Raw genomic sequence first — 15,570 nt, 5'->3', positions numbered from 1 at the left:
CGCGGTTTCCTCCCTTGGAGGCTTTCGGACGCCGGCCGCCCGAATGTGCCGCGCCGTCAATCATGCGGCCGGCATCCGAAACCCTTCACACAAGCCGCAGATCACGCTCAAGGTGGGTGACTTCCGCTTTACGTCGGTGAGCCGACATTTATGAGCACCCTCAGCCGGAGGGGTTCATCAGGCTAGAGATCAGATTGATGTTCCTCACAAGGCCTGATTGTTCCATCGGCGGAACATAGGCAACAACTTCAGGCGACGACCTCGCGCTTAGAATGGCGGGCTCGTTCGAGATTGTCCCCCGCTTGTGCGGTTGATCTACACACTTACTCTTTAGAAAAAGGCAGGAACATTCCTGCGATTGCCAAGTTTTCCCGATGCCCTTCCCCAAGGGCGACCCCGAGTGGCCCCAGCTCCATGCCCCCCAACATCCCCGCGAGCTGGGGCCCGTTTTTTCTCGAAATTTGGGCTGATAACGGGAACCAAGAACCACTTGTTGAGTTGGGCACCATTCGCCACCGCGCCTCAAATGACGTGGTGCCGACACACGAAGGACCTCAGCTGGCCCAGCTCCGAGCTGAAGTCCTTTCTGTGTCGTGCGCGCATTTTTAAGCCGAATTCGGAACAAATATTCGACCCTTGAATCATTCCATGTCAGCTAAGTGTCGGATGTCCAACCGTGTCGCGCTTAAATCAGTTCGCCCGTGAGGCCGCAGCGGCATTGCTGCGCATGGCAAAAACAACAAAGGATCCCACGGTCGCTGCTGGCTTGGTACAGCGTGCGGCAGACCTGAAAGACCGCACCGGCGAGCTTCCTGCCATTGATGTCGAGGCCATGGCCGAAGAGCCGCCCAAGCCCTTGACGAAGAACTAAGGCTGCCTCGGTGGATGGCGTAGCTGAACAGGCCGCTCTCGACATTGCATAGTCTCGGCATAGTCTCGCCGCCATCTTGGCGCCCAGCTCCTTCTCGACGATTTCGACTGAGTTATCCCACTGCGCGTTCCTGCTCTCCGCCAAGGAGCCCGTCATGTCGAGACTAGCGATCGTATTCGTGTCGGCACTTTCTGTGACCTCTGCTACCGCGCAAAATACTGCGTCCGGACGATCGCACGAGCCGGCCGCTGCCAGCGCGTATGAAACACAGCCTTTCCTATTTGATGGACGGATGCGAGGCGACGGCATGAGGCAGCGAGGGCGTGCCGACAATCGTCACCCCAACGTCGGTGCCATTGACGTGCAACCGAAAGCAAACCAGCCAGGGCGCGAACGATGAGCCCGCGTGCCCGCTTTGATCTGCCCGCCCAGCTGTTCGCCCTGGACGAGGTGATCAGTTGCGCCGGCAATACCTCCAATCGGCCGCTTCCGTTGACGCGATGCAGCTACGTGTTGGTAGATGGGGCCACCGCGGAAATTTGCCGCTGAGCACCGAACCGACGCCTGTGACCCAAGCGGGCATAGCGCACTCCGGCGCGACGTCTGCACCTTAACTCATGGGGAGGTCGATCTCACGCGGCTTGCACTGTCAACTCGCTGACGCGATCTGGTGCATCGAGCATGGCCATGTGCCCAATGTCCGGCAATTCGAACGTGGCCCACGATTTGTCGCTTTTGCAGTCTGCCAGTGCCCTGTCGAAGGCCGGCTGAGGAAATTTCGGCAGGCGGATGTATGTCTTCTTCGCCACTTTTTGGAGCGCTCCGGAAAGCTTGACCTGCTGGAGATAGGTGCCGATCGGATGCGGAGTAACCTTGGACTCGGCGAATACCCGATCGCGTTCGGCAACGACACTGGGCGGATACGTCGGCGATCCACGGACGCCTGCCTCGCCCTTGTCGATGGCCGCCTGTATGCCTTTGCGAACCGGCTCGGCTGCGAAGTCCGCCACCCTTTGTCCATCTGCGGGAATGTAGGCATCAAGCCATACAACCGAGGAGACGCGATCGCCGATGCTTTCGAGCGCGCCCGAGCCTACGAAGCCCGCGTAGGACCACGCCACAAGACAGACGTTGTCGAGACTTTCCCATTTGATCAGGTTGACGACGTCGGCGATGTGGGTGTCCAGATTGACGTCCTTGCTCAGCAAATGCGAGCGCTCGGCTAAACCCGTGAGCGACGGAGCGAACACTTTGTGGCCGCCCTGTTCGAGCCGGTCAATGATCCGGCGCCATATCCAGCCGCCGCAAAAAGCCCCGCTGACAAAGACGAAGGTCTTTCGCGCCGATTGGGCGCGGGCGGCACCAATCACGCTGGATGCCGCTGTTGCCATCAGACCGCTTGCTGCAGCACTGCGAAGCAAGCGGCGGCGACTAACGTGAATTCCTGCCACGACGCGTATCCCTCTCGTGAGGCAATCCGCTACTATGAGTTGTCGATCATAGAGAGTATCCGCCAAAGCGGCAAGGTGGCTCGTGGGGGCGCACCGCCCAGCTCAGAGAGGTCCGCTCAGCGATGCATGGTGCACGTGATTTGCTCAGGCCGAGTTCTTCGCTTCTTGACCCTGAGCGGAAGTCCGAGCCTCAGGATGCCGTTAGCTTGGCTGGGTCTCGGGAATTGTTCTAAGTTGCCGATTTGTTTTCAGGGAGCCTATTCGTGGTGTTTCAGAGCGACCAACTCCACCTGCGAACACTTGTACGGTACTTGCGGAATGAAATTTCCAAGCTTGTGTCGCGGAGGTTATCGTACTTCAGCACCTTCAAACTAGTCGATTTGTCCCGACTGACATACTTTCGTGTTTCACTCCCGACGGACGAGGTGTGGCTGATGTCATTTGGTGCCGGAGGCTCCGAGGTCATACAGTCGATGATGCTCTCGATCGATGAAACCAGGCAAATCTTCCGATCGATCGAGCGCGCGTATGATGATCAAGAATTGGTGGAGATCAAGCTTGGCGATTTGTCATGGAAGACAGACTGTCGGCTCCGGACGAATCCCGACAAAGTCACGATCTCTTTCAAACGTGGTGGGGAGCGAACGCGCGAAGACGTCAGGCGGCAAGACGTAGCCAGGGCACTCGCCGAGTTTCGCAGTCTATTTTGAGCCAAAGGGATGCTGCTAGTGCAGGTCAGCCCGTGGCCCATCAGCGAAGTAGCAGCGCACCTCGTTCAGGTCCACTAAGCGATGCATAGCGGACCAGGTTTGATCAGGTTGAGTTCTTCGCATTTGCCCCGAAGCGGACGTTAACGGTCAGTCTTTCATGCCATCCAGACCGGGATGATCTTTGTAAATGTTGTCCTGAAGCACGGCGTCTATCTGAGAGATGATATCGCCCACCGACATCCTCAAGCTCAGAAACTCATCTGCTGGAGAGGCCTCTTTAGCGAGCGTGAGCGCCAAGGATAACTCCTCAATGACCCGCTCTATGTGCCATTTAAATCGTGCGGCTGATTTCGCGTCCATAGAACCATCTCGCGGGAACAGGGTCTGCCTTGCAAATGGCAGCATACCCATCTCAGTTGTACCACTGAGGGAGCGAGGATCTCTACCATCAGGCGGCGCTCCGATCAGCGCTCCTCGATCGGATGCACTCATTTGCAGGGTGCGATGCTTTGCATCGCCGTCAGCTTGAATCATGTGGACGGGCGGCGCCGATCGTCGCTTTTGGCATGACCGTTACTTCAGCGACACCTTCAGCTTCCAGATCAGCGGATCGCTTGTGCGGCAAGGACGAGCATGATAGCAAAGGCCATCGGGTCAAACACAACCGCCCGACCAGCTTTCGAGCCAAGCGTTGTTTCGCTCCATTATGGAGGTGAAACATGTCTTGCGACAGCACCACTGGCTCAATCGGCACATCCAGCTCAGCCTTCGTTCCTTCTCCAAACCCTGGATGGTTCTGGAAACTCACGCTCGCACTGCTGGACGGCATCACACGGCGCCGCCAATACGACGAGCTTCTCGAACTGGACGACCGGCTTCTCGCGGACATCGGCTTATCGAGAACAATCGTTGGCGAGGCTCGACGGTGTTACTTCTCAGGTTGGCGCGACGATGGGTGATCGTCAAATCCTGTCAATGAGCGGCCACACCTGAGCGTGCGAAGGCGGCGCGTCTGCTTATCCCTGCGGATCAGACGGCCGCCAGGCTCGCGAAAAGGCTGAAGGACTTTTTGACCGCGATCTTTACGCCTCAGAAGTCCAGCTTGTCGCGTACGGCGTCAATTCCGGCTTTCGCGCACGCTTCGTCCGCGTCGCCGCCCGGAGCGCCGGACACGCCGATCGCGCCGACCAGGGAGCCGCCGGCTTCGACGATCAGTCCTCCGGCGATGACGACCGCTCCGGGAAGGTTGCGAATGCCCGCCTGCATCATGCCCGGCTGGCTGATCGCGTTCAGCTCGGTCGTGCTGGTCTTGAACGAGGCGGCTGTCCACGCCTTGCCTGCTGCCGTCGAGGGCGTGTGAGGACCTGCAAAGCGGTCGCGCAACATCACTTGCGTGACGCCGAAGCGATCGACGACGGCAACTGCAACCTGGTATCCACGGGTGCGGCAGTTCGCCAACGCAGCGCGCGCAAGATCGAGCGCCAGTTCCGGACCGAGCGATTTGTAGGCGACCAGACCTTCCTCCGCCCGCAGTGGGCAGATGGACACAATCAGCAGGGCCGTCGCGACCGACAGGCATCGAACGTTCATGGCAATCTCCGGCATAGGTGACCAAACGCCTATTTGGTCTCACCATATGTCAGATCATCGAACAGGGTCACGCTATCTGCCTTGGTCCACAGGCCGATCATGCCGGCGTCCAGAATGGTGGCGTCTTCCACCTCGAACAATTGCTTTCCGTCATAGCTCACCTTGAACCGACGTCCTGCGAAGTCGCAGCGCAGCACGTGCCATTGCCCGGATGACACCGGCGCGCTGACGCCATAGCCGCCTTTGCGACCCACGATCTCAAGCGACATTCGAACGCCCTTGATCGTCTTGTACAGCACGACATTGTCCTCCAGCGCGTTAGCCCGGACCACGTAGTAATTATCGGCATCCTTCGCACGCCAGATAACTCCCGCGGCGCGATCCTCGGAGCCGGCGACGGCCTTGAATTTCACCTCGACAAAGCCGTCGCGGATGGCCGTATCGCGCTTGATGGCGAGGGGAAACGTCGCCCGTCCCGATTGCTTGAGAACGTTCGGCTTGCTGGGCGCCGTCGCCTCGGCCTCCACGGTCCATTTCGGCTGTCCTTTGCCGGTCATCGTCAAGGTCCATCCGTCGGGCGACGTTCCGGCAGCAGCGTTGTCGAAATTCAGGGTCTCGGCCATGGCGTTCCCTCCCACGAATAAAACCAGCATGGATGCCAGCGCAAGCTTGCCCATGAGCTTGTTCATGTGCGTGTCCATGCATCAGCCCTTCGTGCTCGCCGTCTTGTCGAGCGCCGCACGGAGGCCCTCTGCGAGCTTGAGGGCATCGTCGTTGGCCCAGAAGTGCATGAAGAAGAGCCGCGGCTGTTCGTCCAGCATGTGGCTGTGCAGCGCGGTTACCTCGATTCCGTGCGTTCGAAGCGCCAGGATGACCGGGTTCACCTCGTCGCTGGTCAGCACGAAGTCGCCGGTGATGGCCGCCCTGCCCGTGCCCGTCGGTTGGAAATTGATGGCGATCGCGACGCCCATCGCGGCGACGGGAGTCAGCAACATGCCGTCTTCCGTGACGGGGTCGCGCCGCTTCACGTTGAACTGGTAGACGCCGCCATTCGCTTTCCCGTTCACTCCGATGATCTGGTCAAGTTTCGCCGTGTCGAGGTCGATGGCGGGCGGCGGGTTCGCCGGCGCCGTGACCGTCAGCGGGGTTTTGCTTTCGGCCAGGGCATCATGGAGCGCCGAGGCCAGTTTGACGGGATCGCCGTGTCCGGCGACGTGCATGTAGAACGTGGCCGGGCTCGCGCGCAGCAGATGATTGTGCACGGCTGTGATCTCGAGCCCGCTCGCAATCAATTTCGCCATCACGGGATTGATCTCGGTCTCGAGCAGCACGAGGTCGCCCATGATCATTGCGCCACCATGCGCAGGCTTGAACGCGATCCAGCCGCCAAGAGCCAGCGCCGGCTTGATCGCAACCCCGTCCAACGTCACGGAGAGATCGCTGCGGGGAAAGCCGTAACGGCGGACGTCGTCCGAGACGGCGGGCTTGCGGCCCAGGGTCTCGTCCACCTTCTGCCAGTCGGCATCTTGGGCATATGCCGGGACGAATGGACCGAAGCGAAATGCAAGAAGACAGATGCCAATGCCGACCACGGCCCAGATGATTCTTTTCATCGTGCTGCTCCCTAGGCTTAGTTTCGCTCTTTGACCTGACCGCTGCTGTCGACGACCAGCGTCACCGCCTTGCCGTTCTTCACCGCCTTTGCGGTGATACCCTCGGCCGTCGACTTGATGTCGCTGACTTGCGCGTAGCCGGCCGCCTGGATCCTGGCGACGAGTTCCTCCTGCGTCAGAGCGTGCACGCTCGACAGCCCGCCCGCGACCGCAAGCAGCAGAACCGTGCGGAAGATTGTTCGTGTTCGCATGACCATTCTCCTGGTTTGTCCTGCCCCAGGTGAAGTCCGTTTCGCGATCTTGCCCTACGCGATACCCACACGGCGCAAGAGGCGGCGGGCATCGATGCGCACAGCGATGCGACCGGCGCGGACGCCGTGCCGAAAAGTCGAGCCGCTCTGACGGATGAAATCGGGGGTATATGATGACATGCTGCGCCCTTGGTGATCAGGACGCGATGCTTGGGCATGTCGCCTCACGGGGAGATCGCATATCCCCGAGCCCCAAGTAAAAGCCCCCGGGCGGGAGCTGTCAACCGGCGGGAGCTTCGGGCTGCCCACCAAAGCCGCCGGCGAACGTCACGAAGAATTCACTGCTCCGCGGAACCGCGCCAGCCACATCTTGAAACTCGCGGACGGCCCCGCTAGTGTCCTTTGCGTGGGGACAAAGCAGACTCCCCGTGAGGCCTCGGTCCAAGCTCTGCGCAGCACGCCATTCGTGGAGCTTGCGCATGGACACCGAACGACACCCTTCTCACCAACACACCGTCGCCATCCTCTCACGCGGAGACGCTGCCGCGCGCCGCGACGCGACGGCACAAAACAGCCGCTTCGCGCAGCTTTTCGAAGCCCTCGCCGCCGTCGGTATCGCGGCGCGCCCGGCGATCTATGATGAAAGTTTCGCCGAGGACGTCCGTGAACAATTGCTCGGGGTGGACGGCGTGCTCGTCTGGGTCAACCCCATTCAAGACGGTCGGGATCGCGCTGGTCTCGACGCATTGCTGCGCGACGTCGCCGCACGGGGCGTGTGGGTCAGCGCTCATCCCGATGTCATCCTCAAGATGGGCACCAAGGAGGTTCTGTATCGTACCCGCTCGATGGGCTGGGGAAGCGACACCACTCTATATCAAACCGCTGCGGCGATGCGCGCCGAGTTACCGACGCGGCTCGCCGCCGGTCCGCGCGTGATCAAGCGCAACCGGGGCAATGGCGGCCAAGGCGTCTGGAAGGTCGAGAAGCTGCCGGCTTCTCCAATGATAAAGGTGCTGGACGCAACCAGGGATGGCTCCGAGGAACTGACGCTGGATGATTTTCTCCGTCGCTGCGCGGAGTATTTCGAGAACGGCAGCGTGATCGACCAACCATTCCAGCCTCGCTTGAGCGAAGGCGTGTTGCGTTGCTACATGGCGGGCGATCGCTGTGCCGGCTTCGGCTATCACAAGGTCAAAGCCCTGGTGGAGTCGCCGGCCGCGCGTTCCGAGGCCGGACCACGGCTCTATGCGTCCAACGCAGACCCGCGCTTCCAGCGGCTGCGTCGGTTGATGGAGGACGAGTGGACGCCGCAGCTGACGTCGTTGCTGGATATTGCGCAACTTGACCTGCCTGTGATTTGGGACGCCGACTTCATGCTTGGCCCGGTCCGTCCCGACGGGACCGACAGCTATGTCCTGGGCGAGATCAATGTCAGCTCGGTGCATCCTTATCCGGACGAGGCGCCGGCGGAAATTGCAGTGCGGGTTGCCGATCGGCTCCGGCGCAAGCTTTGACACATGCTCACGGTCCGCGCGCTCAAGCGCTTGCACATCTCCGTTTCATTCGACTTGCAGGACGGCGAATGCGTCGCCCTGCAAGGGCCCTCTGGCGTAGGGAAGACCCAACTCCTTCGCTCGATCGCGGATCTCGATCCCAACGAAGGAATGGTCAAACTGGACGGAACGCTCAGGGAGGCGATGCCTGCCCCGGCCTGGCGCAAGCGAGTGACCTATCTCGCCGCCGAACCGGGCTGGTGGTCCGACATCGTGCAAGACCACTTCAGCGGCTGGGATGATGCCTTACCGTTGGTCACGAGACTGGGGTTGCCGCGCAGTTGCGGTCCCTGGCCGATCCAAAGACTTTCGACCGGCGAGCGACAACGGCTGGGGCTGGTGCGGGCGCTGATGCTGAGGTCGCGGGTTCTTCTCCTGGACGAGCCGACATCGGCCCTCGATTCGGCATCGACGGCGGCCGTTGAATCCTTGATCGCGGAACGCATTTCGAATGGAACGAGTGTCGTTTGGAGCACTCACGACAACGCTCAGGCCCGCCGCGTCGGGTCGCGGGTCCTTGTGATGAATGCCGACGGTGGAATCGAGGAAAATCGGCCGTGAGTTACATTCATTTGGCATACGGCGATTTGGTTCTGCCCGCGCTCCTTGTCGTCATGGATGGCGCGCTCTCGCTTGCTCTCCGCCTCAAGCTTGAAAAGCAGCTGGCCATCGCCACCGTGCGGATGGTGCTTCAGCTGATACTCGTCGGATACGTATTGACGTTCCTGTTTGCCGTGGTCTCGCCGCTCTGGACCGCCCTCGCCGCCGTCGCCATGGTTCTCTTCGCATCACGGGAAATCGTCGCTCGGCAAAAGCGACGCCTGCCGGGTATCTGGAGCTATGGCTTAGGGGCGGGATGCATGTTGCTCGCGGCCGGGACCGTCACGATGTTCGCGCTTCTGACGGAGCTACGCCCGGATCCGTGGTATCATCCGCGCTATGCGCTGCCATTGTTGGGCATGATCCTGGGCAACACCATGACGGGAATAAGCCTGGGCCTGGACGTGCTGACGAATAGCCTGGTGCGCGAACGAGCCGCCGTCGAAGCTTGCCTTGCTCTTGGCGGTACCCGCTATCAGGCGTTGCTGCCGGTCCTGCGGGACGCATTGAGAAGCGGCTTCACGCCAATCATGAACAGCATGGCCGCGATCGGCCTTGTCTCTTTGCCGGGGATGATGACCGGTCAAATCCTTGCAGGCGTCGAACCGATCGACGCCGTCAAGTATCAGCTCTTGATTATGTTCTTGATCGCCGGCGGAACGGGATTGGGAACTCTCGCCGCCGTGACGGGAGGCGCTCGCCTTCTCACCGATCATCGACATCGATTGCGCCTCGATCGAATTCTCACTGCCGAGTAGAATTGCGCGACCTCACATCGACTTCGCGCCACCAAGCTGCACCCTCCGAGCCCACAGCAGCGCCAACGGCCCCAACGCAATTCCGGCCGCAAGAACACTGAACGCGAGCAGCCACCCGGTCGCGCTCTGCGGACCGCCGGCTGCGTCGAGCGCGGCGCCGGTTCCCCAGGCGCCGACGGCCGACAGGCCGAAGCCGACCGTCGAATGCAGGGCCAGGGTCGCGCCGCGATGTTCGGACACAGCCGCGGCCGACATGCCGGCGGTCAACGCGCCGGAATCCGCCGGCACGGTCAGGCCATAGACGAGCAGCAGCAGTGCGAGCACCCATGCCGGCGCCGTCGTGTTGAGGCCGATAACCAGCGCCACGCAGGCCGACGCGATCATCACGACCGTGATCGCGCGATGGCGGCCGAATTTCAGCGCGGCCTCGTTGCCGAGGATGCTGGCCGGCATCGAGATCACCGCAAAGCAGAAGCTCAACACGACGGGGCTCAACCACGACGGCGCACCTTGATGCGCGACGACGAAGGTCCAGAACCCGACCAGCCAGGTGCGGATGCCTTAGAGCTCGAAGCAATGGGCGCCGTAGCCGAAGATGTATCCGAGCGCCTCGCGGTTGGCGAAGACAGGCGCGAAGTTCAACAGACGTCCCGCCTTCGGCGCGGGCCGCTGCGCCTGCATCAGAAGGCACGCGACGACCATTGCGATAGGACCGAAGCCGGTGACAAGGAAAGCGGTCCGCCATCCCCAACGGTCGGCGATCACTTGCGCGACCAGGAACGAGAGGCCGACCCCGACCGAGAAGCTCGACGTGTACAGCGTGACGGCGCGCGAGGTGTCGCCAGCCGGAAGCCGGTCTGTCAGCGCCTTCAGGCCCGGCATGTAGGCGCCGGCAAATCCAAGCCCTGCCAGGGACCAGATCGCGGTCGCGGACCAGAATCCTTCCGCGAAGATTCCGAACGCTGCGGTCGCCAGCCCGCTGACGATTGAGCCCCAGATCAGGACGAGCCGTGCGTCGATCCGGTCGGTCAACGTCGTCAGCACGGGCACGGCGAGCATGTAGCCGAACGCGTAACCGCTTGCCATCAAGCCGCCTTCGGACGTCGACAGGCCCCACGCCGGCATCAGATGCTGCGCCAAGTTCGCGGAGAGCGTCACATGCGGCAGCAGATTGCCGACCTGGCCGATGCACATCACCGCGATCAGGGACCGGCCGCTCAGCTTACGAATGCTGTCCTCCCCCCAGCTCGACACGGCGTACCAACCACAATGGGCAACTCTCCGGCTTCTCCTGCAAGACCCAAATTCATGAACAACCGCACCCCGAAGCGCCGGCCTTCTTCGCCGCTTCGTCGGCGGCGCAACACGCCGTTGGTTCCTGCTTCGCCGGCCCACCGCAACATCCTGATCCGCCGGCGGCTTCGAGGCCACCGCGCGTGCAAACGCCGGTCTCCGGCAGCACGAGCTCCAACCTCGCGGCGGCCTCCTTGTCGCCGGCGAGATCGGCCGCGATCGAGCGCACCTGCTCATACCCCGTCATCATAAGAAAGGTCGGCGCGCGGCCATACGACTTCATGCCCGCCATGTAGAACCCCGGCTCATCGTGGGCGAGCTCGCGCGCGCCGTGCGGGCGCACCGTGCCGCAGCTGTGCTCGTTGGGATCGATCAGCGGCGCCAGGGCGACCGGCGCTTCGATGGCGGGATCGAGCCGCAGGCGCAATTCGGACAGGAATGAAAAGTCGGGACGAAAGCCCGTCGAGACGATCAGGTCGTCAACGATCACGCTCCGTCCGCCGCAGCCCGCGCCGGCCGCGATCTCGAGGCGGCCTTCGGAGTCCGACAGTTGCGTGACGACGAATTCGGTTTCGATCCTGATCTTCCCGGAGGCAACGAGCGCAGCGAAGGCGCTGCCGAGCTCGCCGCGTGCAGCGAGCTTGTCATTCCGGCCGCCGCCAAAAGACTTGGCGGGATCGGCGCCCCGCAACAGCCAGATAGCTTGCGTCCCCGGCACTTCCTCGGCGAGATGCACGAGCTCGATCAGTGTGCCCACCGCGGAATGACCGGCGCCGAGCACCGCAACGGTCTTGCCGGCATATCTGGCGCGACCGGCACCCCGGACATCGGGCATGCCATAGGCGATGTGGCCGGCGCATTCACGCTCGCCGATCGCGGGCAGACCATTACCTCCGGCGGGATTGGGCGAGAACCATGTGCCTGACGTATCAATCACGGCATCCGCGCGCAGCACTTCAGGACCTTTGCCGTTCTGGTAGCGGATTTCAAACGGCGCCTGCTCACGTCCCTTCGTCTTCGCCTTGTCGAAGCCGACGCGGCTGATGGCCGAGACGCGGCTGGATGTCCGGATCACCTCGCGCAGTGGCGTTCGCGTCGCAAGCGGCGTCAGATATCGATCGAGCAGTTCGACACCAGTCGGATAGGAGCCCGGGTCCGGCGAATTCCATCCCGTCGGCGCCAGCAGGCGCGCCGCGGCCTTGTCGATGTTATATTCCCACGGTGAGAAGAGCTGGACCTGCTGCCACTGGCGCACCGCGTGCCCCGCTTCGGATCCTGCCTCCAGCACGACGGGTGACATGCCACGCTCCAGGACGTGCGCAGCTGCTGCGAGGCCGACAGGCCCTGCCCCGACGATGGCGACCGTCTTAGCGTTCATTTGGCTTATCCCATATTTCTAGAATCATCGAATAATCTCAGCCAACAAAGATCACGCCGCCGTTTGCGTCGTCTTGCATCCGACTTCGTCTGCGCAGCACTCCGCCGCCAGGAAATCGACCAGACCCCGCATCGCGTCGAAGTTTGCGTGGCAGATCAGCGTCGTCGATTCCCGGACCTGACTGACGAGCCCGACCGAGACCAGGGTCTTGATGTGATGCGACAGCGTCGATGCCGGGATCTTCAGCTTGTCCTGCAACCGACCGACGGGCATGCCGGAGTGTCCGGCCCGGACCAGGGCACGATAAATCTGGAGTCGCGTCCGGTTGCCCAGGGCTTCAAGGCGTGCTGCTGCGTCATCGATCTTCATGCGTGCCACGATGTGCCGGCGGATGCCAAACTGTCAAACCATATTTCTGGAATGTTCGAAATACGGGCTGGGTCGCCCAGGGGGAATTCCGGATTGACGCGCTTCAATTATTTCCATAAGTCTGGATATATGGAAAGGGAAGAAGCTGTCCTCGCGCTCGCCGCCCTGGCCCAGTCGACCCGTCTGGAGGCCTTCCGCGCACTGGTCAGGCACGAGCCTGATGGTCTCGCTGCGGGCGATCTCGCACGGCTGTTGGAGGTCCCTCAGAACACGCTCTCGGCGCATTTGTCGATCCTGACGCGCGCGCGCCTCGTCACCTCCGAGCGGCACAGCCGTTCGATTGTCTACCGCGCCAACCTCACCGAATTCCGCGACGTTGCGGTTTTCCTGCTGCGGGATTGCTGCGGCGGGCGGCCGGAAGTCTGCGAGCCGGTCGTCGAAACCCTGCAAGCCTGCTGCAAGCCAAGACGCAAGGAGCGAAGCCGTGCCTGATCAATTCGATCTTCCGCGCCGCCTCGCGGCCGAGGCGCTCGGTACGGGCATTCTCGTCGCCACGGTGGTCGGCTCCGGCATTATGGCGGAATCCTTGACCAAGGATGTCGCGCTTGCGCTTCTCTGCAACACGCTGCCGACGGGAGCCATTCTGGTTGTCCTGATCACGGTGTTGGGCCCGATCTCCGGCGCGCACTTCAATCCGGCGGTCACGCTGGTCTTCACCGGCAAGCGCGAGCTCCCGGTTAACGAGGCTGGACTTTATGTGGCGGCGCAGATCGCCGGCGGCATTGCGGGAACTATGGCGGCGCATCTGATGTTCGGACTGCCGCTGATCGATCTCTCGACGAAAATGCGAACCGGAGGACCGCAATGGTTCGCCGAAGCCGTCGCTGCTTTCGGTCTGGTCGCGACGATCCTCGCGGGGATCCGGTTTCAGCGGACCGCCGTCCCCTGGCTGGTCGGCCTGTACATTACGGCGGCGTATTGGTTCACGGCCTCGACCTCGTTCGCCAATCCGGCAGTGGCCATTGCGAGGTCGCTGACAAACACGTTCTCGGGCATACGTCCCACCGACCTGCCCGGATTCATTCTCGCGGAGCTCTGCGGAGCCTTTGCCGCCATGCTGTTGATGAACTGGCTGCTCGGACGGCCCCAGGCGCGAGGCCCCATCCCAATCGCGGAGACAACCCGATGAGCGTCACGATCTATCACAACCCCGCCTGCGGCACCTCGCGCAACACGCTGGCGATGATCCGGCAGAGCGGCACCGAGCCCGTCGTCGTCGAATATCTGAAGACGCCACCATCCCGCCAAACGCTTGTCGAGCTCATCAAGGCCCTGGGCATCTCCGCTCGCGCGCTGCTGCGCGAGAAAGGCACGCCCTACAAGGAGCTCGGCCTCGACGACCCCAAATGGTCCGACGACGAGCTGATCGACCAGATGCTCGCGCATCCCATCCTGATCAACCGTCCGATCGTGGTGACGCCTAAGGGCACACGCCTGTGTCGTCCCTCGGAAGCCGTCATCGATCTCCTGGACAACCCCGTCGGCCGGTTCGTGAAGGAGGATGGCGAGGTGGTCGAAGCGCGATGATTGCCGACATGGCCTCGCTCGCGTTTGCCTCGACTTAAAATTTCAGGGTCGTGCGCAATCCGAAAACCGAGGCATTTCGCAATGCCCTTCCCGGCAGCGGACTCGCCGGAGCCGTCGCGCCGCCACCGGGATGGACGATGTATTGAAAGTTCGGCTGAACGGTCCAGCCATCCTTGATCTGGTATTGATAGACGGCCGTGAGCAGCCCCTCGAAGCTTCGCACCGGCCAGCGCGGGTCGACCAACCTGGCATAATCGGCGTCGAGCGTCTGGGCCCGCTTTGAGACATGCGCATATCCGGCGGCAATGCCGAACTTGTCGTCGGGGCGCGCATTGCTAAGCCCGATCAGCTCGACGCCGCCATCTGCATAGACATCGACCAGATTACGGTCAGCCGGCGCGCCCGACACGCGTGCGAAAATGCCGATGCCCCGATCGTCGCTGTTCGGCACTCGATAAATCTGCTGCTCGAAGACCGCCCAGGCTCCAATATCGCCCGACAAGAGCCGTGGTTCCCCGCTGCTCATTGGCGCGGCCAGCGAGACGCCGTTGGATGCGAAGCGCTGATCCCCGAACGATCCGAAATGACGCCAGCCACCGACCTTGAACTGGCCGGTCAAGTTCGGGTCACCCTTCCTGTTGTTCCAGGCATATTGGACCTGGCCGAGCAGAAGCGGCGGATCGTTGATCCGGAAATTCACGCCATACCGGTTACGCTCCTGCGGATCGCCGGGACCGGGACCGGCCTGGTCGCCGTCGAAAATCGCGCCAAGGACGGACAACTGGTCCGTCACGTTCAACAGGAGGCGCGCGCCCACGGCCGCCAAGGGCGGCGACGGCCCGCCGCTTGGCAAAGCAAGCGACGTGATCGCCGGCCAGCCCATCGAGGCGTTGGTGAAAACATCCGTGTACTTGGTATTGAAGAACTCGCTGTCGGCCGCCAGCTGCCCGAGCTTGAGCGATAGTTTCTTGTCGCCCCACTGCTTCTCGAAATAGGCCTCGTAGAGTCGCGTTGAGGGCAACGCTTCGATCCCGCTGACGACGAAGAAATTCTGCAGATTCGAGCGCGAGAGGCCGTCGCCGTGGATCTGAAACATGTTGGCGTGAAAGGTCAGCTTGTCGATGCCGACGAGCTTTTCGAAGTCCAGATCGACAGCGAGATTGAGCCTGCCTTCGTAGACCGCACCTTTCTTCAGACCGCCGGTCGGATTTCCGAGCACCTCGCCGATATAGGTGGCCGCAAACTTCACCCCGTACTTTTGCCAGGGGTTCGGCAGCAGCCCGAGCGTTTTCTCCTCGACCGTGCTCTCGCCGGTGTCGGGATCGGCCGGCTTGTCGTCGTCGGTTTTCTTGTCTTCCTGAGCCGAGGACTGGGCAGCCGCGACCAGGCAAGCCGCAACGATCAACGCCCGCATCGAATGCCTGATTGCTTTGGCGGCCACGCTCACCTCCCGAGCAATCAATGACGCACGCCGCAGCCCGACATTCAAGCCGGTCGTCGACCAATGTGAGCCGGCGCGGCAATCCTGTTCCTGCGCTGTGAAGTA

At 62.1% G+C, this 15,570-nt stretch carries 19 protein-coding genes and 1 pseudogene; 9 read left to right on the top strand and 11 right to left on the bottom strand.

What is annotated here, in order from left to right; all coding sequences use genetic code 11:
- Window positions 1–676: 676 nt before the first annotated feature.
- Window positions 677–871: a hypothetical protein gene (locus ABIB91_RS29040; protein WP_007593453.1), complete on the top strand. Its 195-nt coding sequence runs from the start codon at window positions 677–679 to the stop codon at window positions 869–871.
- Between the two features lie 632 nt (window positions 872–1,503).
- On the opposite strand, the gene ABIB91_RS29035 is transcribed toward ABIB91_RS29040, so the two are convergent.
- Window positions 1,504–2,262 carry an alpha/beta fold hydrolase gene (locus ABIB91_RS29035; protein ID WP_354169425.1) on the bottom strand — a complete coding sequence of 253 codons (759 nt, stop codon included), beginning with the start codon at window positions 2,260–2,262 and terminating at the stop codon, window positions 1,504–1,506.
- A 494-nt stretch (window positions 2,263–2,756) separates the two neighbouring features.
- Between ABIB91_RS29035 and ABIB91_RS29030 the strand changes: the two genes are divergently transcribed.
- Window positions 2,757–3,032 (top strand): hypothetical protein, encoded by a 276-nt coding sequence (locus ABIB91_RS29030; protein WP_354169427.1) that lies wholly within the window; start codon window positions 2,757–2,759, stop codon window positions 3,030–3,032.
- Window positions 3,033–3,179: 147 nt separating this feature from the next.
- On the opposite strand, the gene ABIB91_RS29025 is transcribed toward ABIB91_RS29030, so the two are convergent.
- The gene (locus ABIB91_RS29025; RefSeq protein WP_245285890.1) at window positions 3,180–3,566 is read right to left on the bottom strand and encodes a hypothetical protein; all 387 of its coding nucleotides are present in this window, start codon (window positions 3,564–3,566) and stop codon (window positions 3,180–3,182) included.
- Complete coding sequence (locus tag ABIB91_RS29020; protein ID WP_354169588.1) at window positions 3,553–3,840, bottom strand: hypothetical protein; 288 nt, start codon at window positions 3,838–3,840, stop codon at window positions 3,553–3,555. The genes ABIB91_RS29025 and ABIB91_RS29020 overlap by 14 nt, the downstream gene beginning before the upstream one ends.
- Between ABIB91_RS29020 and ABIB91_RS29015 the strand changes: the two genes are divergently transcribed.
- Window positions 3,752–3,991: a YjiS-like domain-containing protein gene (locus ABIB91_RS29015; protein WP_219684855.1), complete on the top strand. Its 240-nt coding sequence runs from the start codon at window positions 3,752–3,754 to the stop codon at window positions 3,989–3,991. The genes ABIB91_RS29020 and ABIB91_RS29015 overlap by 89 nt on opposite strands.
- Window positions 3,992–4,121: 130 nt before the next feature.
- On the opposite strand, the gene ABIB91_RS29010 is transcribed toward ABIB91_RS29015, so the two are convergent.
- Genes ABIB91_RS29010 through ABIB91_RS28995 form a run of 4 tightly spaced genes read right to left on the bottom strand, consistent with a single transcriptional unit; the run spans window position 4,122 to window position 6,486 of the window.
- Entirely contained in the window at window positions 4,122–4,622 is a 501-nt protein-coding gene (locus ABIB91_RS29010) for a GlcG/HbpS family heme-binding protein (protein WP_007593468.1), read from the bottom strand.
- A 29-nt stretch (window positions 4,623–4,651) separates the two neighbouring features.
- Window positions 4,652–5,311 (bottom strand): hypothetical protein, encoded by a 660-nt coding sequence (locus tag ABIB91_RS29005; protein ID WP_354169430.1) that lies wholly within the window; start codon window positions 5,309–5,311, stop codon window positions 4,652–4,654.
- Between the two features lie 15 nt (window positions 5,312–5,326).
- Window positions 5,327–6,235 (bottom strand): DUF1259 domain-containing protein, encoded by a 909-nt coding sequence (locus ABIB91_RS29000; RefSeq protein WP_354169432.1) that lies wholly within the window; start codon window positions 6,233–6,235, stop codon window positions 5,327–5,329.
- A 17-nt stretch (window positions 6,236–6,252) separates the two neighbouring features.
- Window positions 6,253–6,486: a hypothetical protein gene (locus ABIB91_RS28995; RefSeq protein WP_007593473.1), complete on the bottom strand. Its 234-nt coding sequence runs from the start codon at window positions 6,484–6,486 to the stop codon at window positions 6,253–6,255.
- A 479-nt stretch (window positions 6,487–6,965) separates the two neighbouring features.
- Here ABIB91_RS28995 and ABIB91_RS28990 point away from each other — a divergent pair, with 479 nt between their 5' ends.
- The 3 genes from ABIB91_RS28990 to ABIB91_RS28980 are packed head-to-tail and all read left to right on the top strand — an operon-like array spanning window position 6,966 to window position 9,397.
- Window positions 6,966–8,000 (top strand): Cj0069 family protein, encoded by a 1,035-nt coding sequence (locus ABIB91_RS28990; RefSeq protein ID WP_354169434.1) that lies wholly within the window; start codon window positions 6,966–6,968, stop codon window positions 7,998–8,000.
- A 3-nt stretch (window positions 8,001–8,003) separates the two neighbouring features.
- Window positions 8,004–8,600, top strand: a complete 597-nt coding sequence (locus ABIB91_RS28985) for an ABC transporter ATP-binding protein (protein WP_354127460.1) — start codon at window positions 8,004–8,006, stop codon at window positions 8,598–8,600.
- Window positions 8,597–9,397 (top strand): ABC transporter permease, encoded by an 801-nt coding sequence (locus ABIB91_RS28980; RefSeq protein WP_007593487.1) that lies wholly within the window; start codon window positions 8,597–8,599, stop codon window positions 9,395–9,397. The genes ABIB91_RS28985 and ABIB91_RS28980 overlap by 4 nt, the downstream gene beginning before the upstream one ends.
- A gap of 12 nt (window positions 9,398–9,409) precedes the next feature.
- Here the strand turns inward: ABIB91_RS28980 and ABIB91_RS28975 are convergent.
- The 3 genes and pseudogenes from ABIB91_RS28975 to ABIB91_RS28965 all read right to left on the bottom strand — a co-directional run bounded on the left by ABIB91_RS28975 (window position 9,410) and on the right by ABIB91_RS28965 (window position 12,437).
- Window positions 9,410–10,591 (bottom strand): annotated as a pseudogene (locus tag ABIB91_RS28975) (MFS transporter).
- A gap of 112 nt (window positions 10,592–10,703) precedes the next feature.
- The gene (locus ABIB91_RS28970) at window positions 10,704–12,068 is read right to left on the bottom strand and encodes an NAD(P)-binding domain-containing protein (protein ID WP_354169437.1); all 1,365 of its coding nucleotides are present in this window, start codon (window positions 12,066–12,068) and stop codon (window positions 10,704–10,706) included.
- A 51-nt stretch (window positions 12,069–12,119) separates the two neighbouring features.
- Window positions 12,120–12,437 carry an ArsR/SmtB family transcription factor gene (locus tag ABIB91_RS28965; protein ID WP_007593490.1) on the bottom strand — a complete coding sequence of 106 codons (318 nt, stop codon included), beginning with the start codon at window positions 12,435–12,437 and terminating at the stop codon, window positions 12,120–12,122.
- 129 nt (window positions 12,438–12,566) lie between these two features.
- On the opposite strand from ABIB91_RS28965, the gene ABIB91_RS28960 reads away from it, so the two are divergent.
- From ABIB91_RS28960 to arsC, 3 genes are read left to right on the top strand one after another with little or no spacing between them, the layout of a single operon-like run.
- Window positions 12,567–12,929, top strand: coding sequence for an ArsR/SmtB family transcription factor (locus ABIB91_RS28960; RefSeq protein ID WP_354169439.1), 363 nt, complete (start codon window positions 12,567–12,569; stop codon window positions 12,927–12,929).
- On the top strand, window positions 12,922–13,626 hold the full coding sequence (locus tag ABIB91_RS28955; protein ID WP_354169441.1) for an aquaporin: 705 nt from the start codon (window positions 12,922–12,924) through the stop codon (window positions 13,624–13,626). Before ABIB91_RS28960 ends, ABIB91_RS28955 begins: the two co-directional genes overlap by 8 nt.
- The gene (gene arsC, locus ABIB91_RS28950; RefSeq protein WP_354169443.1) at window positions 13,623–14,024 is read left to right on the top strand and encodes an arsenate reductase (glutaredoxin); all 402 of its coding nucleotides are present in this window, start codon (window positions 13,623–13,625) and stop codon (window positions 14,022–14,024) included. The genes ABIB91_RS28955 and arsC overlap by 4 nt, the downstream gene beginning before the upstream one ends.
- A gap of 34 nt (window positions 14,025–14,058) precedes the next feature.
- Here arsC and ABIB91_RS28945 read toward each other — a convergent pair whose 3' ends face one another.
- Window positions 14,059–15,465 carry a carbohydrate porin gene (locus ABIB91_RS28945; RefSeq protein WP_502917021.1) on the bottom strand — a complete coding sequence of 469 codons (1,407 nt, stop codon included), beginning with the start codon at window positions 15,463–15,465 and terminating at the stop codon, window positions 14,059–14,061.
- Window positions 15,466–15,570: the final 105 nt, after the last annotated feature.

Source organism: Bradyrhizobium sp. JR4.3 (assembly GCF_040547695.1).
Classification (GTDB): Bacteria; Pseudomonadota; Alphaproteobacteria; order Rhizobiales; family Xanthobacteraceae; genus Bradyrhizobium; species Bradyrhizobium canariense.
Note: the sequence above shows the minus strand (reverse complement) of the source record. Positions and strands in the feature narration are given on the sequence as shown.